23 protein-coding genes, 1 rRNA gene and 3 pseudogenes are annotated in these 22476 nt (G+C 33.9%); 21 read left to right on the forward strand and 6 right to left on the reverse strand.

Going from position 1 to position 22476, the window contains the following annotated elements; translation table 11 throughout:
• Nucleotides 1-399: 399 nt before the first annotated feature.
• The 8 genes and pseudogenes from ACOQFO_RS16530 to ACOQFO_RS16565 all read left to right on the forward strand — a co-directional run bounded on the left by ACOQFO_RS16530 (nt 400) and on the right by ACOQFO_RS16565 (nt 5751).
• Entirely contained in the window at nt 400-615 is a 216-nt protein-coding gene (locus ACOQFO_RS16530) for a hypothetical protein (protein WP_421690778.1), read from the forward strand.
• A gap of 284 nt (nt 616-899) precedes the next feature.
• Nucleotides 900-1514: a methyltransferase gene (locus ACOQFO_RS16535; RefSeq protein WP_421690779.1), complete on the forward strand. Its 615-nt coding sequence runs from the start codon at nt 900-902 to the stop codon at nt 1512-1514.
• A gap of 10 nt (nt 1515-1524) precedes the next feature.
• Complete coding sequence (locus ACOQFO_RS16540) at nt 1525-2109, forward strand: DNA-3-methyladenine glycosylase I (RefSeq protein ID WP_421690780.1); 585 nt, start codon at nt 1525-1527, stop codon at nt 2107-2109.
• Nucleotides 2110-2259: 150 nt separating this feature from the next.
• Nucleotides 2260-2685: a hypothetical protein gene (locus ACOQFO_RS16545; protein ID WP_421690781.1), complete on the forward strand. Its 426-nt coding sequence runs from the start codon at nt 2260-2262 to the stop codon at nt 2683-2685.
• A 376-nt stretch (nt 2686-3061) separates the two neighbouring features.
• Entirely contained in the window at nt 3062-3577 is a 516-nt protein-coding gene (locus ACOQFO_RS16550; protein ID WP_421690782.1) for a GNAT family N-acetyltransferase, read from the forward strand.
• A 435-nt stretch (nt 3578-4012) separates the two neighbouring features.
• Entirely contained in the window at nt 4013-4201 is a 189-nt protein-coding gene (locus ACOQFO_RS16555) for a hypothetical protein (protein ID WP_421690783.1), read from the forward strand.
• A 27-nt stretch (nt 4202-4228) separates the two neighbouring features.
• A 5S ribosomal RNA gene (gene rrf / locus ACOQFO_RS16560) occupies nt 4229-4343 on the forward strand.
• 415 nt (nt 4344-4758) lie between these two features.
• Nucleotides 4759-5751 (forward strand): annotated as a pseudogene (locus tag ACOQFO_RS16565) (S66 family peptidase).
• Nucleotides 5752-5811: 60 nt separating this feature from the next.
• Here ACOQFO_RS16565 and ACOQFO_RS16570 read toward each other — a convergent pair.
• Nucleotides 5812-6579, reverse strand: coding sequence for a TerC family protein (locus tag ACOQFO_RS16570; protein ID WP_421690784.1), 768 nt, complete (start codon nt 6577-6579; stop codon nt 5812-5814).
• A 530-nt stretch (nt 6580-7109) separates the two neighbouring features.
• Here ACOQFO_RS16570 and ACOQFO_RS16575 point away from each other — a divergent pair.
• Complete coding sequence (locus ACOQFO_RS16575) at nt 7110-7388, forward strand: CC/Se motif family (seleno)protein (protein ID WP_421690785.1); 279 nt, start codon at nt 7110-7112, stop codon at nt 7386-7388.
• 378 nt (nt 7389-7766) lie between these two features.
• Here ACOQFO_RS16575 and ACOQFO_RS16580 read toward each other — a convergent pair whose 3' ends face one another.
• The gene (locus ACOQFO_RS16580) at nt 7767-8033 is read right to left on the reverse strand and encodes a hypothetical protein (protein WP_421690786.1); all 267 of its coding nucleotides are present in this window, start codon (nt 8031-8033) and stop codon (nt 7767-7769) included.
• A gap of 103 nt (nt 8034-8136) precedes the next feature.
• Between ACOQFO_RS16580 and ACOQFO_RS16585 the strand changes: the two genes are divergently transcribed.
• A complete protein-coding gene (locus tag ACOQFO_RS16585) occupies nt 8137-8973 on the forward strand; it encodes a DUF2268 domain-containing protein (RefSeq protein ID WP_421690787.1) in 837 nt (278 codons plus the stop codon).
• Nucleotides 8974-9054: 81 nt separating this feature from the next.
• Here the strand turns inward: ACOQFO_RS16585 and ACOQFO_RS16590 are convergent, their stop codons facing one another.
• A complete protein-coding gene (locus ACOQFO_RS16590) occupies nt 9055-9993 on the reverse strand; it encodes a 3-hydroxyacyl-CoA dehydrogenase family protein (RefSeq protein WP_421690788.1) in 939 nt (312 codons plus the stop codon).
• Nucleotides 9994-10331: 338 nt separating this feature from the next.
• Here ACOQFO_RS16590 and ACOQFO_RS16595 point away from each other — a divergent pair, with 338 nt between their 5' ends.
• Nucleotides 10332-11363, forward strand: coding sequence for a S66 family peptidase (locus tag ACOQFO_RS16595; RefSeq protein WP_421690789.1), 1032 nt, complete (start codon nt 10332-10334; stop codon nt 11361-11363).
• Nucleotides 11364-11503: 140 nt separating this feature from the next.
• Nucleotides 11504-12370, forward strand: coding sequence for an alpha/beta fold hydrolase (locus ACOQFO_RS16600; protein WP_421690790.1), 867 nt, complete (start codon nt 11504-11506; stop codon nt 12368-12370).
• Nucleotides 12371-12428: 58 nt separating this feature from the next.
• On the opposite strand, the gene ACOQFO_RS16605 is transcribed toward ACOQFO_RS16600, so the two are convergent.
• Nucleotides 12429-13268 carry a glycerophosphodiester phosphodiesterase gene (locus ACOQFO_RS16605; RefSeq protein WP_421690791.1) on the reverse strand — a complete coding sequence of 280 codons (840 nt, stop codon included), beginning with the start codon at nt 13266-13268 and terminating at the stop codon, nt 12429-12431.
• A 1124-nt stretch (nt 13269-14392) separates the two neighbouring features.
• On the opposite strand from ACOQFO_RS16605, the gene ACOQFO_RS16610 reads away from it, so the two are divergent.
• Together ACOQFO_RS16610 and ACOQFO_RS16615 are read left to right on the forward strand one after the other, a co-directional pair.
• Nucleotides 14393-14869, forward strand: a complete 477-nt coding sequence (locus tag ACOQFO_RS16610) for an NUDIX hydrolase (RefSeq protein ID WP_421690792.1) — start codon at nt 14393-14395, stop codon at nt 14867-14869.
• A gap of 15 nt (nt 14870-14884) precedes the next feature.
• The gene (locus tag ACOQFO_RS16615) at nt 14885-15451 is read left to right on the forward strand and encodes a GNAT family N-acetyltransferase (RefSeq protein WP_421690793.1); all 567 of its coding nucleotides are present in this window, start codon (nt 14885-14887) and stop codon (nt 15449-15451) included.
• A 62-nt stretch (nt 15452-15513) separates the two neighbouring features.
• Here the strand turns inward: ACOQFO_RS16615 and ACOQFO_RS16620 are convergent.
• Nucleotides 15514-16077 (reverse strand): annotated as a pseudogene (locus ACOQFO_RS16620) (SDR family NAD(P)-dependent oxidoreductase); the annotation flags it as partial.
• Nucleotides 16078-16470: 393 nt separating this feature from the next.
• Between ACOQFO_RS16620 and ACOQFO_RS16625 the strand changes: the two are divergent.
• The 7 genes from ACOQFO_RS16625 to ACOQFO_RS16655 all read left to right on the forward strand — a co-directional run bounded on the left by ACOQFO_RS16625 (nt 16471) and on the right by ACOQFO_RS16655 (nt 22184).
• On the forward strand, nt 16471-17121 hold the full coding sequence (locus tag ACOQFO_RS16625; RefSeq protein WP_421690794.1) for a 2OG-Fe(II) oxygenase: 651 nt from the start codon (nt 16471-16473) through the stop codon (nt 17119-17121).
• A 191-nt stretch (nt 17122-17312) separates the two neighbouring features.
• The gene (locus ACOQFO_RS16630; RefSeq protein WP_421690795.1) at nt 17313-17708 is read left to right on the forward strand and encodes an NUDIX hydrolase; all 396 of its coding nucleotides are present in this window, start codon (nt 17313-17315) and stop codon (nt 17706-17708) included.
• 255 nt (nt 17709-17963) lie between these two features.
• Entirely contained in the window at nt 17964-18839 is an 876-nt protein-coding gene (locus tag ACOQFO_RS16635; protein WP_421690796.1) for a CAP domain-containing protein, read from the forward strand.
• A gap of 348 nt (nt 18840-19187) precedes the next feature.
• Nucleotides 19188-19595 carry a hypothetical protein gene (locus ACOQFO_RS16640; RefSeq protein WP_421690797.1) on the forward strand — a complete coding sequence of 136 codons (408 nt, stop codon included), beginning with the start codon at nt 19188-19190 and terminating at the stop codon, nt 19593-19595.
• 116 nt (nt 19596-19711) lie between these two features.
• A complete protein-coding gene (locus ACOQFO_RS16645; protein ID WP_421690798.1) occupies nt 19712-20395 on the forward strand; it encodes a hypothetical protein in 684 nt (227 codons plus the stop codon).
• Between the two features lie 174 nt (nt 20396-20569).
• Nucleotides 20570-21247, forward strand: coding sequence for a hypothetical protein (locus tag ACOQFO_RS16650; protein ID WP_421690799.1), 678 nt, complete (start codon nt 20570-20572; stop codon nt 21245-21247).
• Nucleotides 21248-21572: 325 nt separating this feature from the next.
• Entirely contained in the window at nt 21573-22184 is a 612-nt protein-coding gene (locus tag ACOQFO_RS16655) for a hypothetical protein (RefSeq protein WP_421690800.1), read from the forward strand.
• 99 nt (nt 22185-22283) lie between these two features.
• On the opposite strand, the pseudogene ACOQFO_RS16660 reads toward ACOQFO_RS16655, so the two are convergent.
• A pseudogene (locus ACOQFO_RS16660) lies at nt 22284-22476 on the reverse strand (IS4 family transposase); the annotation flags it as partial.

Genomic DNA, 22476 nt, shown 5'->3' on the forward strand with positions numbered 1-22476 from the left:
ATATGATTTTAGCAGTAATTCAGAATTTGTGCTAGTTTAGTTGTGCTTTTTGACGTAGGTGATATGGATTACATTAACTTTAGGTTATTAATTGCCATAATTCCAAAATCCAAACAACCTTATATTTTTATACATAACTCGAAAATTCAGCGGAACAATAAGGGGAAAATTGGAGGTGAATAAAAAACTTGGAAAAAAAGAAAATCAAACAATTTTTCAAACAACTTATTGTAGAGGAGCGCCCTCCATTTGAAGAAGCTGCACAAGAGGATAATTTGTTAAATAAAAAAACCATATAATCATGCATCCCTTTCTTTTGATGATAAACTAAATGAAGTTTATAGTTTCGGGAGAAAATCCGTTCGAAATCCGTTTCGTGGAGGATTCGTAAAAGAAAATATGCAATCAAAATTGTTTCGAAGATCCAAATGTGCGATTTATTCATTTGAAATTACAGATGAACAAATTAGTGAAATGAAACAATTTATACAATCTATTGAAGCTGAAAGAGAACAATATAGTTATAATTTTATAGGATTATTTGGGTTTATTAATAATAAACCGATTAATAGAAAAACAAATATATTTGTTCACAGTTTGTGGCAACAGTATTAAGTGTAAGTAATATTTTTGTCTTTAGAAAAATCACCTTCACTGATTGCTCCGAATGACTTTGAACAATTATGTACATCTAAAAAAGTATATGAGGGCAATCTTTATGATTATCTAATTGAAGCAATAGAGGAATCAGTTAGAGTAGCAAAACGAAATCCCTATGTTAAAAAGTACACCTTACAATGAGATGAGTATACTTTTTTTGATGTTTTAATAAGAGTATAATAGGTGAAGTCTTCTTATTAAAAGAAAAGTAAATTTTGAAATTGGATTGGAGTACATTTGTGAACGAGAAGGATTATGACGAACTTTTACATATACAAACTGAAGGAAATAAACACGAAGTAAACGATTCGATTTATTATCATCCCTATGAACCTACACCATATATTGCACTGGAATGTTTATTTAAAGAATATGAGATGAGTGAACAAGATTGTATTGTCGATTTTGGTTGTGGAAAAGGTCGACTGAACTTTTATCTTCATTATTTATTTCATTCTCGAGTGACAGGAATTGAAATGAACGAAATTTTTTACCGTGAGGCATTGAAAAATAAAGAGCGATATTTGATGAAATTGAAATGTGACCCTAGAACTATACAATTCCACTGTTGTAAGGCAGAGCAATATGAAATTCTTCCTAAAGAGAATAAATTTTATTTTTTCAATCCATTTTCGATCCAAATCTTTATGAGAGTAGTAAATAATATATTGCGCTCATTTGAAGCTGTAAATCGGCATATGGATATTATTTTATATTATGCTTCAGATGAGTATCGATATTTTCTAGAATACCAAACGTCATTTGAATTAATAAAAGAAATTGAGATTCCAGTTTTGAATGAAAAGAATGTATTTGAACGATTTTTAATTTATCGTTTACGTAAAGAATGGTAGGTGTTGCAAAATGGTAAAGAGATGTGATTGGGTAACAAAAGAGCCGCTTTATATTGAGTATCACGATAAGGAATGGGGTGTTCCTGTATTCGATGATCGTCAGTTATTTGAAATGGTTTGTTTAGAAGGTGCGCAGGCAGGTTTAAGCTGGTGGACAATTTTGCAAAAACGTGAAAATTACCGACAAGCTTTTGATAATTTTGAAGCTGAAAAAATTGTTCTGTATTCAGATGAGAAAATTCAAGAGCTACTACAGAATCCGGGAATTGTTCGGAATCGGTTAAAAGTTCAAAGTGTCATTACAAATGCAAAAGCTTTTTTAAAGATTCAAGAAGAGTATGGTTCCTTTTCGAATTACATATGGAAGTTTGTAGACCACAAACCTATTGTGAACGAGTGGAAAACGATTAAAGAAGTACCAGCAACAACTGAAATTAGTGACAAAATGAGTAAGCAACTTAAAAAAGATGGATTCAAATTTGTCGGTAGTACGATTTGCTATTCTTTTATGCAGGCAGTTGGTATGGTAAATGATCATACTTTAGAATGTATTTGTCATTCGTCGAATTCGAATCGACATAATATTTTTATGTAAAGTAAAAGGAAACAAGCTGATTTTACTTTAATTAAAGTTTCTTTAACTTTTAAATAATTTAATGGTATAAAATCCTTTCAGAATCACACGTTATAAACTATGGAAAAGGTAATTCCACAAACTAGTCTATTTATAAAGGTTGCTGGTTAAATGAACTTGTTTCGTGGTGATGCACATAAAATCTATCGTCGTCTAAAGAAAAATTCACAATCGATTCATCAATCGAAATATTTACTAGAAGTAAAAGAAGTTCGTGATTTTTATGAATCCATGGAAAGTGATATTCTAAAATTGATTTTTTACCGTTTGATCAAAGAGAAAAATGGTTCTGGAATGATTCCAATCTATGTTTCATCGATTCCATTTTTATTTTTATTTTTCTCACAACATTTAGATAAGATCTTATTTGCAGACGGAAGTCGTAATTGGATGATTTTCATCTTAATCTATATTATTGGAATTACTTTTAGCCTTTTTCTTCACTTTCGTGAAAAGGCATGGGCTTCCTGTCACATTGAAATTATTCAGGATATTTTAGTTTCAAGAAATGATAAAATGATTAATTTGGATGACTAAACGAGTGTTTCACACTTAATAGGTGATCGAGATTACGCATTCATATTAGGGTGCGTATTTTTTATTGTTTATTGTGTATGGACATAATTTCCGGGAATTTCCCCAGTTCATTTCCCAGGGAAGCGCAGGATTTGACAAGGTTACGTCGATTTTGATGTGAGTGGATAGGTGTTTTCATATCGAAATTTGTCAATCTGAAAAGAACAGAAAGATAAAATGTTGAAAAGTAGTTTAAATATTCAGAAAATTTTAGAATGTATTTCCGGAAATGTTTCCTTTTAAGGAAATGTATACATAGATTTTTTTAGAGGAAATTCGCAATTTTAACCGAATATGTATTAAGCGTTCAAAAGCTAAAACAAATGGGGAGTAGTATATGAATCTAACAACAGAGAGATTAACGATTCGGAAATTTGAAACAACAGATTGGAAAGCCGTATATGAGTATACATCAGATCCAATCGTGATGGAGTTTATACCTGAGGGCGTATTTTCAGAAGAAAATGCCAAGCAGTTTGTATTAGAAAATATGGGGGAACATCCGGAAAAGTTCCCAGTGATTTTGACGGAAGAAAATGCCCTAATTGGACATATGGTATTTCATAAATACTTTGGAAATCATACGTTTGAGATCGGATGGGTGTTTAATCCGAAATATTATAATAAAGGCTACGCAACAGAAGCAGCATATGCCCTTTTAAAACATGGTTTTGAAAATTTGAACTTACATCGAATTATTGCAACATGTCAACCAGAGAATCCACCTTCATACCGCATTATGGAGAAGATAGGGATGAGAAGAGAAGGCTTTTTCAAAAAATGTATTCCACACGGCGATGAGTGGTGGGATGAATATTATTATGCGATTTTACGAGAAGAGTGGAATGTGTAATCAGGATTTGTTAAATAAATCAATTTACGGATCGTTTCTATTTAGATGATGTCTATAGAAAAGTAAGCTACTTTCATTTTTGTGGCTTACTCTTTTTAATTTGAGTTGGGAAATCGCGTTCGATTTGAGCGATTTTATTTCCTGGCTATTTCCCAGGGAAGCGCATAAACTACACTCTTTCGCCAAATTTTGTCGAGAGGAGTTTAGTTTGTGGTATTGGTAGATTTCCTAAGGAGGTGGAGGGGGGCGGTGGCTGATAAGTACCCTGGTTTGGCTGATAAATCCGAAAAGTTGGCTGATAACCAGTGGAAATTGGCTGATATTCCGGGGTAGCCATTAACGTTGGCTGATAAGTCCCCGGATTTGGCTGATAAATCAGAAAAGTTGGCTGATCACCAGTGGAAATTGGCTGATATCCCGGGGTAGCCATTAACGTTGGCTGATAAGTCCCCGGATTTGGCTGATAAACCCGAAAAGTTGACTGATAACCAGCGGAAATTGGCTGATTTCCCGAAGTGGAAGGTTGCATTGGCTGATAAGTCCCGTGATTTGGCTGATATATCTGTAAAGTTGGCTGATATTAAGAGAAGATTGGCTGATATCCCGGGGCAGCTGTTTACGTAACGGCGAAGCCAGTACATCCATGTACAAGGAAGTGATAATGGCAAAGAGGTCACACCCGTTCCCATACCGAACACGGAAGTTAAGCTCTTTAGCGCCGATGGTAGTTGGGGGCTTCCCCTGTGAGAGTATGACGTCGCTGTAAAATGACACCGCTGATATTCAGTGGTGTTTTTTTATGCCCAACTACCATGAAATCCTAAGGTTATCGTACTTCGAACTAAGTGGCGACTCCCTGTGAAAGTAGGACGTAGTTTCGCAAATCACACTTTAATTTATTTTCATTATAAATTGTCACGAAACAAGTGATTACGTGCCAAAATAAATCAATCTCACAAAAAAGTGTCACGAAACAAGAAATACAGTGCCAATTTAATTCAAACTCCTAAAATTTTGTCACGAAACATTATCTACCCGTACTTACCTTGATCACTTCAATGTAATTTCAATTGTAAGATTTGAAAATTACAGTAAAATATATAAAACTCCTAAAAATTGGAGTAGCACAATCAAATGATGCAGGGAAGTTAGTTTCGTATGATAGGGGTAGTTTATTTATTATGCTGAAGCGTTTAAAAAAGGGAGATAAAATCGGTATATATAGTCCTTCATCTCCTGCAACAGTTTGGGCGTATGAACGTTTTGTTCGTGCGAAGGATTTTCTTGAAGAAAAAGGGTTTATTATTGTTGAGGGGAAGTTGACTGGACAATCCGAAGAGTATCGATCAGGTACTCCGAAAGAACGTGCTGAGGAATTAAATGAATTGATAAGAGATCCAAATATAAAAATGGTTATGTCGACGATTGGTGGTACCAATTCAAATAGTATGTTGCCGTATATTGATTATGAAGCGTTTAAAGAACATCCTAAGTTGATCGTGGGTTATTCAGATGCAACTGCAATTTTACTATCGCTCTATGCTAAGACGGGTATTACAACATATTACGGACCAGCACTTGTTCCTTCGTTCGGCGAGTTTGAGCCACTTGTAAACGATACATATCGTTACTTTGAGCAATATTTTATAGATGAAATTGAGCTACCTTATGAAGTACCTATGCCTCCATTTTGGTAGGATGAGCCTGTGAATTGGCTTAAAAAAACTACAGAAAAAACTCTTTACCCAAATGAGTGGATTACAATTCACGATGGAGTTGTTGAAGGAAGATTAATTGGTGGCAATGTGAATGCTATGTATGGTTTTATAGGAACACAGTATTTTCCGGAGATTCAACATGGAGATATTATGTTAATAGAAGATTGTATGAAGGACGCATCAATAGTGGAGAAAAACTTTGCCATGCTGAAACTACATGGTGTATTTGATAAAGTTTCAGGTATTATTTTAGGTAAACACGAACGATATGACGACTTAGGAACAGGGAAGCGTCCTTTAGATTTGTTACTAGAACAATTTGATGGTAAAGAAATACCTATTCTCGCTGAGTTTGATACTTGTCACACCCATCCAATGCATCCGTTAGCGATAGGGAAAAAGGTTAAGTTAGATACAGTTGCGAAGAAGGTTGTATGTGTTGAGCCGTGGCTTTAATTTGATAGATCAAAAAAAGGCTTAGTTCTTTTGATTATGAACTAAGCCTTTCGATATTTATTACTGTTCTTTCATTTCTTTCTTACCACCTGTGAAGAACCATCCAATTAATGCGATGGATAGTAGTACTCCGTAGAAAAATAATTTCCATGTTGTTGAGTGTGCGAATTCATATGGAATGATCCCGATATCTTTATGACTTAAAGTTAACACAGCTAGCTTTACTCCAACCCAACCAACGATAGCGAAGGCTGCTATTTCAAGTCCAGGTCTTGAGTTCAATAACTTTACAAATAGGTTGGCAGCGAAACGCATGATGATTAAACCGATTAATCCACCAATAAAGATGACTATAAATTTACCGCCATCCATTCCACCGATTTGAGGTAAATTTGTATTTGGTAACGTCATAGCAAGTGCTACGGCAGCTAAAATCGAGTCTATTGCAAATGCAATATCAGCTAATTCCACTTTAAATACAGTTCCCCAAAATCCTGATTTTTTCTTTTCTTTTTCTTCCACATCTTCATCTTTCTTTTTAAAAACGAGCTTTCGAACAATATGATTGATCGCGATGAACAACAGATATAATGCACCGATAGCTTGAATTTGCCATACGTCTACTAGGAATGAAATGATAAATAAAGACGCAAAACGGAATACAAATGCCCCAGCTAAACCGTAAAAGAGTGCTTTTTTCCTTTCTTTTTCAGGAAGGTGTTTCACCATAATTGCTAACACCAGTGCATTATCTGCAGCGAGTAACCCTTCAAGTGCTACTAACAGTAACAAAACCCATCCATATTCGAATAAAATTGATAACTCCATTTGATAATTCCTCCTTAAATTTTGTTAAACTTACTTAAAAGAAGTAAAAATAGTACAAATCAACTCGATCTGAACTGTTATTCTTAGATTGAGAGTTCATTTCATGTCTGATACACGTTAATGAAAAAATAAAAAACCTTTACCAGATACGGTAAAGGCTCAAATATAAAAGACCTCTACCTATGAATGGTAAAGGTCTTGCTAACAACGAGTTGGTTGCCAACATAACCGAGAAGAGATAGAATCTTCCGAAATGACGACTATGTTGTAAAAGCTACTCCCCTTTAGGAGAACTATTCAATTAAGTAAATTAAGCATAAACTATTCAACTAAGAAAGTCAATTATTTATTCTATAATACTAATGTAAAATGCTCGGATTGATGAAAATTTTCTCTTTTCACAAGCAGATACTCCGTAAGTTCTAAATAATAAATGATATTATTAATACAATAAAAAATAATGAATATGATAGGTTTAACAGTGGTATGTCGGATTTCTGTAGGAAAACTAGATGAAAGGGTGGAGAGCCTTGCATATTGAGTTAAATGATGATGTGAGAAATTGGATTCGTTCTAAAGGTAATCAAGTTACGGTGAAAATGATTGAAGTGAACTCATGTTGTGCACCAGGTGTACAGGAATTATTTGTGTATACCGGAAAACCAAAGGATTTGCAAAACTACGAAGAGGTTAAGGAAGGGGATTTAACGATTTTTATTCAGAAGAGTTTAACATGCAAACAATCACTTTCCCTAAAATTATCTGGAATTAAACTTTTCCAAACCCTTTCTGCAAAAGTTCATTCTTAAAAGTAGAGATCCAATTAGAAGTACGCGTATTTCAAATTGGATTCTTTCTTTTTTTGCCTCCTTACGTTGAAGCATTTATTTAGCTTAATACTGAAATTTAGTAGATAATAATGGTAACAACACCATTAGATTTGTTGGATATCCAATGATTTTTACATTGTTGCTAAAGTAGGAGGAGAAATTATGGAAGAAGTGAAAACGGATCCTCGAATAATCCGTACAAGAAAATTAATCATGGACCTTTCATAGAACTTTCCAGTAAAAAAGAATTAGTCAGGATGTAACTCCTGAAGAATATATAAAAAAGGTAATTTCATTTATAACAAATGGGATTAATAAATAAAAGTGGGGGTTAATTACATTACCCCCACTTCATGTTTACCAGCGAAATGCTCTTACAAGTGCAATTCCTAATATTGTTCCAAGTGCAATACCAATTCCGAAACCGCCGCCAAAGCCCCAGAAACCTAAACCATAGCCTCCGCGGCTTCCTCTTCCACCACGACCTTGATAAGGCATGATCCAAACCATTTCTCTATCTACTTTTGTAATTCGACCGATATGTTTTTGCCCACGATTATCCGTAATGCAAACTACTTTTCCCATATAACTACAACAAAGATCATATGCCTGTCTTTTATTCATCTTCTAACCTCCTTTACCTTAGACTTTTAATACTATATTCACGAGAAAAATGAACACACGAGTTATTAGTCTAAAACATATGTTAGAAAAAAGGAGGGATAGTATGGCAGTTGAAAAGACAAATACATTACTTGAGAAATTAGTTGATATGTCCTGTCACTCATTAGAGAATTCACCTATAAACTTTCTCCTAGATTGGATCTATGACCAGTTACATAACTACTTTCCAGGTCTTCCTCGAGAAGAAATTCATTATGAATTATTATGTCAAGGGATGTTTAACCTTGAGGAAATAGTAGAATTGGATAAAACTTTGACGTTGTTGAATAAGAAGCAGGTGTTTGAAATTGTTCAAGAGGAATATGAGCATTTGAAGAGATTTTGGAATGGTGAAGAGGTACCAATTTTTATTTTCCCTCTAACAAAATATAGGCCGATGATTGATGGGATCGAGGCGAATAAAAACGGGGTGTCTTATGGGAATGTCATTTTTTTATTTATTTCTCCTGAACTTAAAAATACGGAATTAAAAGCGATGATTGCTCACGAATATCATCATAGCTGTAGGTTGAGTAGGTTAGATAAAGTTCCCGAAGAGATGTCTTTATTGGATTCATTGCTCCTTGAAGGGATGGCGGAGTGTATGGTTGAGGACTTGTATGGAAGGGAATGGTGTTCACCATGGATTTCACGCTATTCGGAGGAAATGCTCCAGAAAATTTGGAGTAAGGTATTTGTTAGATCCCTTAATATGAAGGGTGTCGAGAATCATGAACGATTTTTATATGGGGATGGATCAAAGCGACTTCCGAATTGGATCGGGTATTGTTTGGGGTATAGGATTGTGAGGTCTTTTTTGAATCGGAAGAGGTATGTAGACCAGAGAATGCTTTTAAAGATGAGTTCGGAGGAGATAGTGGCGGGTTCTGATTTTGGGTGATATTGGTGGATGGTGTGGGACAACAGGGACAGGAAAAGTGTCCCACGAGATTTTGGGACAGAAAGACTGTCCCCAGTGTCCCTAATCCAACTGCTTCTTCTTCAACTTCGTTAACTGGATAAAGTTTTCATCTCGTTCTCGAATTCGTTTTGCAACTTCCGCTGCGTCATGTATAAACAATCCACATCCGGTTTTCGTTCCAAGTTCCCCTTTTTGAACCTTTTCTTCAATGAAAGCGGGTACCTTTTCATCCTTCGATAAAACAGGGGAGAGATTTTCTACGACGCTTTTCCAAATATCTAGTCCACCAAAGTCAGCTGTTTCAAGAGGTCCAATGAATGCCCATCTAAAACCTGGACCAGCTGTAATTGCTAAATCAATGTCTTTTCCATCTGCCACGCCTTCACTAACTAAATAAAATGCTTCCCTAACCAATGCTGCTTGCAATCTGTTTGCAATTAAACCAGGAACATCCTTTTTTAAAATGACTGGTTGTTTACCTATTAACTTCAGTATTTCTAAAGCTCGATCAATTATTTCTTGTGGTGTTTCAGGACTTTTCACCACTTCAACAAGTGGTACTAAATGAGCTGGGTTAAAGAAATGTGTAATGATCAGACGATTCCGGTGTTGAAGACCTTCAGCTAATTGTTGAATTGAGAAAGTCGACGTATTTGAAGCAATGATCACATCTTCATTTATCACTTCTTCTAATTGTTTAAATAAATCAAACTTCGCCTTTAAGTTCTCAGATACAGCTTCAATAATAAATGAAGTCCCATCTACGGCTTCCACCAGATTAGTAGTTTGACTTATCTGTTGTAATGTCTTTTCTTTATCTACAGGCGTTAATGAATTTGATTCTATCAACAAATCTAAGTTGCTTGAAATGCGAGTTAATGCTTGGTTCAAAAATTGATCATGAATGTCATATAATGAAACCTCGAAACCTGCTTGTGCAAAAAGTTGGGCAATGTCATGTCCCATTGTACCTGCGCCGAGTACAGTTATTTTTTCCATTTTGAAACCTCCGTATTTACTTGATTTTTTTGTCTCAGTAATTCTCCTTAATAATCTATATTCCTTCCAATCTATACTTCAAAATATGATAAACTTTATATGTTAATGATTGAAAATATATAATATAAGCATAAGCATTATATACATATATAGGTAAAAATTAGTGCTTTATAGTTTGAATATCATATTGTCGGGATTAACTGAAAAAATGTAGGGAATAATTTAATTTTTGTAGGGATTAACTGAAAAAATGTCGGGAATTCATTCGATTTTGTCGGGATTATGTATCCGATGTACCAAATCATATTGAAAGTGGTTATATGTAGGGGGGGATTAATGTGTTAATAAAACCAAAGAAATTGAATCCGGGTGATCGTGTTGCAACAGTAAGTCCTTCTTGGGGAGGCGCTGGTGAACTAGAACTTCGATGGCGCTATGAACAAGGGGTTAAGAGATTAGAAGAAGTATTTGGGTTGGAAGTTGTACCTATGCCTAATAGTTTAAAAGGCGCTGATTATCTTTATCAAAATCCACAAGCTCGCGCGGAAGATTTGATGACAGCTTTTAAGGATGAAAGTATTAAAGGAATCATTGCAAATATAGGTGGAGATGATAGTATTCGTTTACTTCCTTATATCGAGTTTAATGTGATCCGCGAAAACCCGAAAATTTTTATGGGTTATTCAGATGTGACCATCTCTCATTTATTTTGTCTTAAAGCGGGAATATCTTCATTTTATGGACCAGCCATTTTAACCGATTTTGCTGAAAATGTTGAGATGGATCCATATACGGTAGAAATGGTATATCGAACGCTTTTCTCAAATGAAGTGATTGGTGAAATTCAACCAGCTAACAAATGGACAAGTGAGCGATTAGAATGGGTTGAGTCAAACAAAAATCAAAGACGAACTATGAATGAAAACACTGGGTATGAGCTACTCCAAGGAACTGGTGTCGTGCAGGGGCGATTAATTGGAGGATGTATGGAAGTACTGGAGTTTGCAAAAGGAACCGAACTTTGGCCAGAGAGCAAATACTGGGAAAATAGTATTCTCTTTTTTGAAACATCTGAAGATAAGCCGGAGCCAAATCTTATCAAATATTGGTTACGAAATTATGCTGCTCAAGGTATACTTCAAAAAGCGAATGGTATTATTTTTGGTAAACCGCAAGATGAGAAGTATTACGAGGAATATAAAGAAGTAATTCTAAAAGTCATGAAAGAATTTGATCTGGAGGATTTGCCAATTCTTTATAATTTGAATTTTGGGCATACGGAACCGAAGTTTATATTGCCATACGGCGCAATGGCTGAAATTAATTGTAATAAAAAGACTTTCACGATTCTAGAAAACGGTGTGGAATAGTTGTAGGTCGTTGAGTGATTTAATAGATTTTCAATGTGGAAAGCATTGATTCTTGAAGGATTAATGCCTTTTTTTGTTGAAGTTTTACACTATTGATTCGTTTTGAAATATACATTATTCAATATTAGGGGGAGAAAAGTATGTGGATTCAAAGATTCGTAGAAACAAAAAGGGGTAAGTTTGAACTCTTTGAGAAAGGGGATGGGGAGCCATTAGTAATCACGCATTTATATAGTGAGTTTGATATTCGTGGAAATGCATTTGCAAGTTCATTTACTGAATTGTACCATGTGTACTTAATTAATCTTCGTGGTGCTGGTAATTCTGTCGGTGCACAAAACGAAAGTGAATATAGTATGGATGAAACGGTGCTCGATTTAGAAGCTATTCGTGAGGCACTTGGAATTGACAAGTGGGCTTTTGGTGGTCATTCAACTGGTGGAATGCTCGCTTTAAAGTATGCAGTACTAAAGGAATCATCATTAACTAAAATTATAGTAAGTGGTGCTGCAGCGAGTATACGCTATAATACTGACCCTAACAGTATTTATAACAATCAAAATCCAAACTTCAACCGAATTCGTGAAATTATGAATGCATTTAATGATCCAGATTTACCGGTTGAAGAACGAAAAAAATTATCAAGAGAATGGACATTAATGTCCTTTTACAAAGAAGAAAATTTAGCAAAAGCTTACGAAAAGCCGAGTAGTGCTAAAACGGTAGGGGAAAGACTTGATTACTTTAGAAAAGTTGACTGTCAATCGTATGATGTCACTGAACAAATAAAGCAAGTCACGATTCCGGCATTTGTATGTTCTGGGCTTCATGATGCGCAATGCCCATATCGTTTTGGTGTAGAAATCGCAGATCTAATTCCAAATGCAACTTTAACCACATTTGAACAAAGTAATCACTATCCGTTTTGGGAAGAAGAGCAAGCCTTTAATGAGTTTGTAAAATTAACTACCGAAACAAAACAATATAGCAAAAAGGTTAGTAATTAGTTTCTAAATAATAAAAAAGTGTAAATCCAATCCGAGGATTTACACTTTATTTATTAGTTTATTTAACTACCAATTTCGCATAATCAGGAAAATCAGTAATTATTCCATCAACACCTAAACTATACAGCCTTCCAGCTTCGGATGGATTTCTTACTGTGTAAGCATACATTGACATGTTCGTATGATGAACCAATTCCACAAGTTCTGATGTAACCATATTTAAGCTTGGATTAAAATAGTCTGCAAAGGTAGCAATTTCTTCAAGTTGATGGATCGTAATTTTTCTCCAGTCTTTGCTTACTAACACCGCATGAGGTATTTCAGGAAGTAATTTTTTTGATAGTTTAAGAGATTCATGATTAAAGGATTGAATAATAACTTCATGACTATCGTATTGAACTAAATTAAACTCTCTTAATGTAATCGCAACTTTTTCTTCAATTCCCGGATAAAGCTCAGGATACTTTAACTCGATTAATATGTTTACCTTGCCACCAAATTCAACCAAAAACTCATCGAGGGTAGGGATTGTTTCGCCTACATATTCTTTTCCATACCAACTTCCTGCATCTAATGATTTTAATTGCTTCAGTGTATAGTCAGAGATGTAACCGTTTCCATTTGTAGTTCGATTCAAAGTACTATCATGGATAATGACTGGTATACCATCTTTGGACATTTGAACATCAAATTCAATGTAATCAGCCCCCATCTGAATTGCTTTATAAAAAGCAGACATTGTATTTTCAGGAGCGTACGCAGATGCACCTCGGTGGGCAATATTTGTCATGTATCCTTTAAGTTCTCTAGGTACATATTCCTCTGCATAAGATAAAACGGATGCAGAGATAGGTATAAATAGGGCTGCTAAAATCATGACTGTTAATACTCGTCTCATAATATACACTCCTTTATGTACACAAATTTATTAGTATATAAATATTACGTGTTTAGGATGAAAGGACCTACATTTCGTTAATTTATGGTAAAGGGGTAGTGTTTAAGCAGTTATTAAAAGGGGTTGCTTAAACTCGGAGAGGCGTTCTTATAATCTATGGACTTGTTTTATTTTTTAGAATATTCAGTAAATATATTTTAGCAGATTAGATGACTTTTTGTATATAGTAAGTAAAATGTAATCTTTCGATATACGACTTTTTTGCTAAATTTAGTTAAATAGGAGGGGGATGAAGACCAATAGTTGAAGGAATTTATATAGAAAAGGTCTTCATAATGGTGATGAAGACCATTAGCGCAAGGAAATAGAATGGAAATGGTCTTCATAAGAGGGATGAATGAAGACCAATTACCCAAGGAAAATTGATCGAAAACGGTCTTCATAAGAGTGATGAAGACCAATAGCGCAAGGAAATAGAATGGAAACGGTCTTCATAAGGATGATGAAGACCATTAGCGCAAGGAAATTTATTGGAAACGGTCTTCATAAGAGTGATGAAGACCATTAGCGCAAGGAAATTTATTGGAAACGGTCTTCATAAGGGGAATGAAGACCAATTACCCAAGGAAGTTGATCGAAAACGGTCTTCATAAGGATGATGAAGACCATTAGCGCAAGGAAATAGAATGGAAACGGTCTTCATAAGAGTGATGAAGACCATTAGCGCAAGGAAATTTATTGGAAACGGTCTTCATAAGGATGATGAAGACCATTAGTGCAAAGAAATAGAATGGAAACGGTCTTCATAAGAGTGATGAAGACCATTAGCGCAAGGAAATATATTGGAAACGGTCTTCATAAGGGGGATGAAGACCAATTACCCAAGGAAATTGATCGAAAACGGTCTTCATAAGAGTGATGAAGACCATTAGCGCAAGGAAATATATTGGAAATGGTCTTCATAAGGATGATGAAGACCATTAGTGCAAGAAAACTGACCGGAAACTTTCTTCATTGCATCTCATCGGCATTGCTAAAAGAAGGAGAAATCCCGATTCGTATTGAAAGTGTTAGATAATAAAAAGTTTTATCTAACAACAGCAATCAAACCGAGGGGATCATTAATGAGAAAAAGTAATGTTGAAATCCCATTACGAAGTACGGGAATAGCAGTAGTTTTATTGAAGAAATTTGAAAATGAATATAAAGTGCTTTTATTAAAAAGAGCATCAGCTGTTTTGCATAACGCATGGTGTTATATTGGTGGGAGCATTGAGGAAGGGGAGACGGCGTGGCAAGCTGCTCTTAGGGAGATTAAAGAAGAAACAGGAATTACAAACGTTTCATTGTACTCTTCTAATACATTTGATCAATTTTATTCTCCGATTGAGAACTATATTTATATTGCACCGGTTTTTGTAGGATTTGTAAATGCAGAACAAGATGTCAATCTAAACCATGAACATAGTGAATATATATGGTTAAGTTTTCATGAAGCGATTGAACAAGCCACTATGCCGGGTAATGATGAAGTACTTAAATTTATTGAAAAACATTTTGTGAAAACAGCTCCGTCAGAGTTTTTACAAGTTGGGAAGTAAAGAGGGGTTATTAATTTGAAGGATTTATTTGTAATAGACTGTGGGGAAATTTACCTGAGGGAGTTTCAAAAAGAAGATGTAGATGCGATTTATGAACTTACTTCACAGCCGGAAGTGTATGAATTTTTACCAGATTGGAAATCGACAAGAGAACAACGTTTGAATTGGGTAACAAATTATGAAATCACCTCAAACAAAAGATTCTTGTCAGCAGTCCCTAATATTGAAGGGGAAAATTACTTGAAATTAGGAATAATTTTAAAGGATACTAATGAATTCATCGGGTTTTGTAATACAGGAATCAAAGATGAATTACCTGAACCGAATAGAGAGATTGCTTTTGCCATTTCAAAGCACTATAGAAATAAAGGATACACAACGAAAGCCGCGAAAGGATTAATTCACTACTTATTCAACCACACAAACACGGAACGATTAAATGCCGTTGTCCTAACAAACAATGTTAGCTCAAGTAAAGTAATTGAAAAATGTGGGTTTAAATTAGTAGGGGATGTTATTATTGAAATTGAAACCTATCATCATTACACGCTAAATAAGAGTGAATGGCAAGATAATCAATGATCTAAATAGAATAAAGAAACCCTTAATGTGTTTCGTCCTACACTAAGGGTTTCATTTTTTTATTATTGAGCTGTATAACCACCATCAACAGTTAGTGTGTTACCAGTCATAAATGAAGAGTCATCAGAAGCTAAGAATAACACGGCTTTAGCCATTTCATCAGCTGTTCCAAGTCGTTTCATTGGTGTAACTTCACGTAAAGCTTGTTTGAAATCTTCAGGAATAATTGGTGTGTCAATGTATCCTGGGCAAAGGGCGTTTACTCGGATATTGCGTGTTGCATATTCGAGTCCTAGTGAACGTGTTAAGTTAATAACGCCACCTTTTGCTGCATTGTAAGCTGCGCTACCTGCAGCTCCAACCAAACCGTACATTGAAGCTGTGTTAACAATTACGCCTCCGCCAATTTTCAACATTTCTTTAATTGCTAATTGGGCAACTAAGAATGTTCCATCTAAATCAACATTAACTGTTTTTCTGTATTCAGCATAAGTTAATTCTTCCGTTGGTTTTACAGCACCAATCCCAGCATTATTAAATAAAATATCCACTCTACCAAATGTATCAATCGTTGTTTTATAAACATTTGCAACGTCTTCTTCACTAGCAACGTCCGCTTTTACAAAGTTTAGGCTATACAGAGGAAAAATTAAGATTTATATTTAAAGATTTCAAGGAAATTAAGATAGGAAAAATGAATGGTTTCGATCCACCTAATGCTGTTTTTGGTGTACCAGATTTTTTAACTGTCCTATTCCAAAAAACTTCGTAGATCTTGATAATTTTGAATATAGGTTTCAGCTTACAAAGTGATAGAGCGTTTATACTATAAGAGAGATAACATAAAGTGTGCAATTTCAACTGTTGAGATTGCGCTTTTTATTTTTATATTAAAAAATTTTAAAAAATAATAAAAAAAATTTCTCAATCATAAAAAAATTGATAGGAATATTGTAAATTGGTGTATAATTAATGGGAGTATTATCAAAATTAAGAAAATTGGGGTTGATGAATGAAAGATGGTAGTTAGAGATGCACTTAATAAGGAAGTAACTATTTTTAATCATAGTGGTAATAAGATTATTACAGAAGACAAAGAAATTAACATCATTGCTAGATTAGAAGAGCCGCTTGTCGTTGTATTAGGTAATGTACTGGATGATGAGGAATGTGAGGCATTAATCCAATTATCAAAAGATCGTCTTCAACGTTCTAAAATCGGAAGTACAAAAGAAATTAGTAATATACGAACAAGCAGCGGTGCGTTTTTAACGGATGTAAAACATGAGGTAATAACGAGAGTTGAAAAAAGGGTATCTACCATTATGGGCATTCCAGTAGAACATGGGGAAGGCCTACATATATTGAACTACAAACCGGGTCAAGAGTACAAAGAGCATTATGATTATTTTGCTTCTACAAGTAAGTCGGCGAGCAATAACCGTATTGCGACACTTGTCCTTTATTTAAATGATGTGGAAGATGGGGGAAGCACTTATTTCCCTAAACTAAATTTTTCAGTATGTCCACATAAGGGAATGGCAGTGTACTTCGAATACTTCTATAACGACCAAACTTTGAATGAACTAACTTTGCATGGCGGAGCACCTGTTGTACAGGGAGAAAAATGGATCGCTACGCAATGGATGAGAAGACAAAAACTTTATTAAATAAATATGTACTGCCATGATTTTTGGCAAAATAAGAAGAGGCATTAATCCGAACAAGGGTTGATGCCTTTTACCGTTAATCCATACTTTAAGTATTGTTCATTCCCATAGTTATGTAGCTGGAGATTAATATAATTACCTTACTTTGTGCTGGAGTAAGGAAATATCATTAGAGAATTTAGGAGGTACATATGAGAAATAGAGGAGCAGCTATTATAATAGAAGAAAGTAAAGTTGCAGTGATTAAAAGAACTAGAGCTGGACAGGTTTATTATGTTTTTCCTGGTGGAGGAATTGAAAAAGGCGAAACTCCTGAAATGGCAACGAAAAGAGAAGTATTTGAGGAGTTAGGTGTGAACATCATTGTTAAAGACTGTATTAAAGTAGTTGAATATAATGGAACTCAGTATTACTTCCTTTCAGACATCATTGGTGGTAAATTTGGCGCTGGTTTAGGTGATGAATTTACTCATACGAACATGGATAGAGGAACTTATGAACCTATGTGGGTAGAAATAGACAAGCTATCATCACTAGATATTCGACCAAAGGAAGTTGCGGAGAAAATAAAATCCATATTTATGTAATGAAAAATATTCTCGTAATCTTGTTGTAATATATAAGTAAAAAATCTGTATTATATTATAAAAATATAAAACTGTCAATAGTATTTCGATGGTAATATACTTTTCTATTGGCTGATATTGGTAGAATTATAGAATGAAAACCCCTATTCTATTAGGATTTTAAACTAAACTTCCTTTCTTACCAGTTTATGGACCAATTATTACAAAAATCGTGCTGTAATATTGGTATTGTAAACGAAAGGGAGGAATTTAAAAATGAAAAAATTATTAGCAACGTCTGTAATCGCAGCGTCATTATTCGGAGCATCTTTTTCTCAAGCAGATGCAGCAAGTTTAAATAAAGAAGTTAAAATGGAATCGAATCCTCAAGTACTCCAAGTTATTAAAGGGGATCAAATTCAAGCATTCGCATATAAATTAGTAAATAACTCATTACAAAATGGAAAAATCGATCTAAATCAAATTGAAGCTCTATTAAACAAAACATTAAATGGTATTGATGCTAGTAATATTATTAAATCATTAAAAGTAGCCGAGAAAGCTCCTACAACGCAAGCACCACAAAAAGAAACTACTAATAAAACAGTAGAAAAAGAGGTAACTACACCTCAAGCACCGGCAAAACAACCGACTGCTCCAGCAAAACAACCAACAGCACCAGTAACAAACAATAATAATACAAAAGCTCCAACAAATAACCAACAAGTTGAAGCACCTGTAAAACAAACGCCTACTGCAAATGTAAATCAATCAATCTCTGATTTTGAGAAACAAGTAGTAGATCTAACAAATGCTGAGCGTCAAAAAGCAGGTTTAAAACCACTTGAAATTCATACACAATTAATGAATGTAGCTCAAGCAAAATCTGACGATATGGCGAAAAACAATTACTTTAGCCATAACAGTCCAACTTACGGTAGCCCATTCGATCAAATGAAATCAGCTGGGATCTCATATCGTGCAGCAGGTGAAAACATTGCAAAAGGTCAAACAACACCAGCTCAAGTTGTACAAGCTTGGATGGAATCACCAGGTCACCGTGCAAACATCTTAAATGCTAACTTCACTCACATTGGTGTAGGTTATGTAGCAAACGGTAACATCTGGACTCAACAATTTATCGGACTTTAATAGATAAATAGATAATACATTTAAACAGACAAAAAATAATTGAAATATTCAAGGAAAAAGATTTTAGAAGAAGAACAAAAATTGTTATTGTTTAAAAGAATCTTGATTACTATTGAGATCTTTTAATACGTCCATAATGACAGGCTTTGTGCAATTCTTACGATAACAAGAAAAAGCAGCGGATACCAACCGCTGCTTTTTTGTTTCATTGAAAAACTCAAGGAAAAAGATTTAGTATTATTTAAAATTTTAAACGAAAAATTTATAGTGCCAATATTTGAACATAAAATAAGTAGACAAAAAATGAATAATAAATTTAGAATTAGAGTCAAAGGAGCGTGAATAGGGATGAACAATTTCTTGGTAAATACATTATCTTCTAATCAATTAATAATTCCCCAACCTTCTGAAGAGGATTTAGCAGTTCTGCAACGACGCTTAGAAAATGCACAGCGTCATCAAACTGAGGATTTTGCTGAGTTTTCGGACATGGACATGATACAGTGGTTTCTCTATTCATCCAAACATTTAGATAAAACACGGGACCGTACTTCTAGATCAACTGCAGTTTATAAAAGAGAGCTTGAACAATTCTGCTCATACATTACGAATTATGCTGTTGAAATTGGGATAGATATTAATGAGATTAAAGAAGGTTCTCTTTTTAAATCTCTTCTCCCCTATCACATTCGTTTATATCAAGAGTGGTTAATAAACAACAGTCCCTATGTAAAAAAACATCCAGAGGGATATTAAATTAAAGCGACCGCACTATGAAATATATCGCTTTCTCGAATTTCTTTCTGATAACGAATACACGAAACTGATTCATTTATTAAGTAATGAGCGATTTGGTTTAAGGAGGGTTAATTTTGAGTACCGTTAATAAAAAAGGGCTGATAAGAACATCACTTATTGCAAGTGGCTTATTATTTTCTCTATCAATATTGAACGGTTGTGTAGAGGATGCAATTCCAGAAATAAAGGAAGCAGAAGAAAGTACTAAAACAGAAAAGAAAGAGGATGAGATTTCAGAAGAACAAAAAAAGTTGATGGAGGAAATGGAGACTGTTAAACCTGAAGATGCTGTAGAAAATATCGAAGATAATGTGAATGTCGAAGAGTTAGAAAAAATCGAAATCGAAAAGAAAGATAAATACACTGATATTAATGAATTTAGTGCATTTATTTCAGAAGTATTTTTCAATTATCATTCCGGGGCTATTGATAGCGAAGAATTATTGGAGTTAATAACACCCCATTTACATGAATATTTTATTGAACAGTTACCAGAAGATGAAGATGCTCGTATTGACATGTTTAGCACTATACAACAATTGTTCACTGATAATTTAAATAGCAAATTAAAATCGTATGTAACAACAACTTCTGAAAAAAATGATATTGCTGACGAAGCTGTATTTTTCCGTAAATATACGCTAGAAGATAACAGCTCTATATATTATGAAACTACTGTTAAGTTGGAAAATGGCCAATGGTTATTAGTAGATGATGTACCAACAGTTAGTTATGAGGATGAAAGTGAGGAAAATTAAGCGGATCTTGTAAAAAAATACACTAAAATTTTAAAGGAAAAGTTTCAAGAAGCAGAATTTCAAAATGATGTAGACAACATTTTCTTATATTATTATAAGAAGTGTACGATGAATCTTGAAAATAATGAGAGAAATTCTTGGATTTTTGATGATTTGGATAGGATGTTTAATCTAATGTTTCTACAAGGATATCTTGTAATGAATGAAACAATGAAGGAAAATGAAGACTTGTTAGAAGCTCCAAAGGAATCCATTACGTATGAGGAAGTAATTCAGGAAATACCAAACATAATTCGCACTTTGTTCAAGGAATATCCTGAAGTATTAAATGTGAAAATTTGTAATGAATTCGCAATCGACATATTAACTGCAATGGATCAGGGTTTATATGAAGTAATTACCAATTCATTTAATGAGATTGCCTACTACGGTGGATGTTATGCTTATATCCATAAATTTGAAGAGAATATTATCCGAGAGCATAAAAATGAATTAACCTCTTTTGAAGGTTTACATTTTTTAACTCCACAAGTGTATATGTATCAAAAGCCCAATGATGAATCATTAACGTACGAATTATATGGATGGGCAGGTTCAGTTTTAAATAACCAATGGTTGGGAAGAGTTCAATTCAATCCATTTAAAAAGGATGATGATTCTCTTTTAGCTGAAATCATGTTATCCGATTTAATCGCTGCAGCTGAAAAAAATGAAATTATCTCGTTAATTATGAATATTTTAAAGAATACTACTAAAGTTGCGGATAATGAAAAAACAATATTCATCAATCATTTCAACGTCTCTACAACAAATACTTATGTTATTGAAAATGTAGCAGTACAAGCTAAATAAATTATTAAATAATAGTAAAATAATCTAATTTTAAAATTCATACAAACAAAAACCCCGGTCTAAATAAGAACGGGGTTTAAATTTATTCAAAATTAGTGCTCAATTGCTGAAGAATATCATATTTTAACTTTTTTAATCGTTACTATTGAATCAAAAAATCAAATGGTTTAGAAAGTATTGTTATAAGTTGAGATATTTTAACCTTTCTCCTTGAACCTAGTCTTTGAATAATAATAATTATTACAATATTGAAAATTATAAATTTTTACATTAAAATACAATTAATACCATTTTAGGGTAAATTTTTTACTTGGAGGTTGTTTATATGAAACACGTTTTTAAATTAGTATTTGCACTATTCATGGGGATAGGCGTTTCTCTATCTTTAAATTCATATGCATCCGCAAGCCAAATTGAAACGCAAACAGCACCCTTAAGTGAGTATGAAGAAATACTAAATAAACTTTCAAAGGAATATGGAGTGGAATTTTATATTAATCCGGAAAAGAAAGATTATTTTTATGACAGAGTAAAGAATATGAGTATTGAAGAATTTGAGAAAAAACAAAGAGAACAGTATCAAGAATACTTAAAACAAGATCTCAATGATACTATTCAAAACCCAATAGTTACTCCTTTATCTATAACTGAAAATATTACACAATACAAATCTTTAAGTTACAACACTTCAGCTTATTTAAAATCAACTGTTTTTAGCTCTACAGGAAACCCAGGAACTTTCACATATCAAAGTATTAATTCATATGGTACAACTTGGTCTCATTCCGGTTTTCATTGGGAAGTTGATAGAAAATTTCATAGTTTAAGTAGTGATAGAAAAAGTTGTAAAGTCACACTTTATGGTCATCCAGAAGATGCAAATGGAGTTGCGCTTGCTTATGCTTTAACTGCAAATTTAACATTCTACGCGAATTAACAATTAAAAACAGACATGCTTTAAGTATGTCTGTTTTTAAAATTTTCCAGATATTTCGAATTAATTTGTTTAATTTTTATTAAAATGATTTATAATGACTCAACTTTCGCAGAGTGAAATCGGTAAATAAGCCTTGATATAATTAGGTAGGCCTGAGATCCACTGCTCCAGTTGACTTTGTATTAACTTTTTGATTTTCTTATTTGTTTGTTCAAGCGCATCTTCAAGAAGTTCGATTAGCTGCTGTAAAGCAACAGCCCAATCAAGTTCATTGACTTCGTCACATAGTTCG

This window comes from Ureibacillus sp. MALMAid1270, from assembly GCF_049202975.1.
In the GTDB taxonomy this organism is placed as follows: Bacteria; Bacillota; Bacilli; order Bacillales_A; family Planococcaceae; genus Ureibacillus.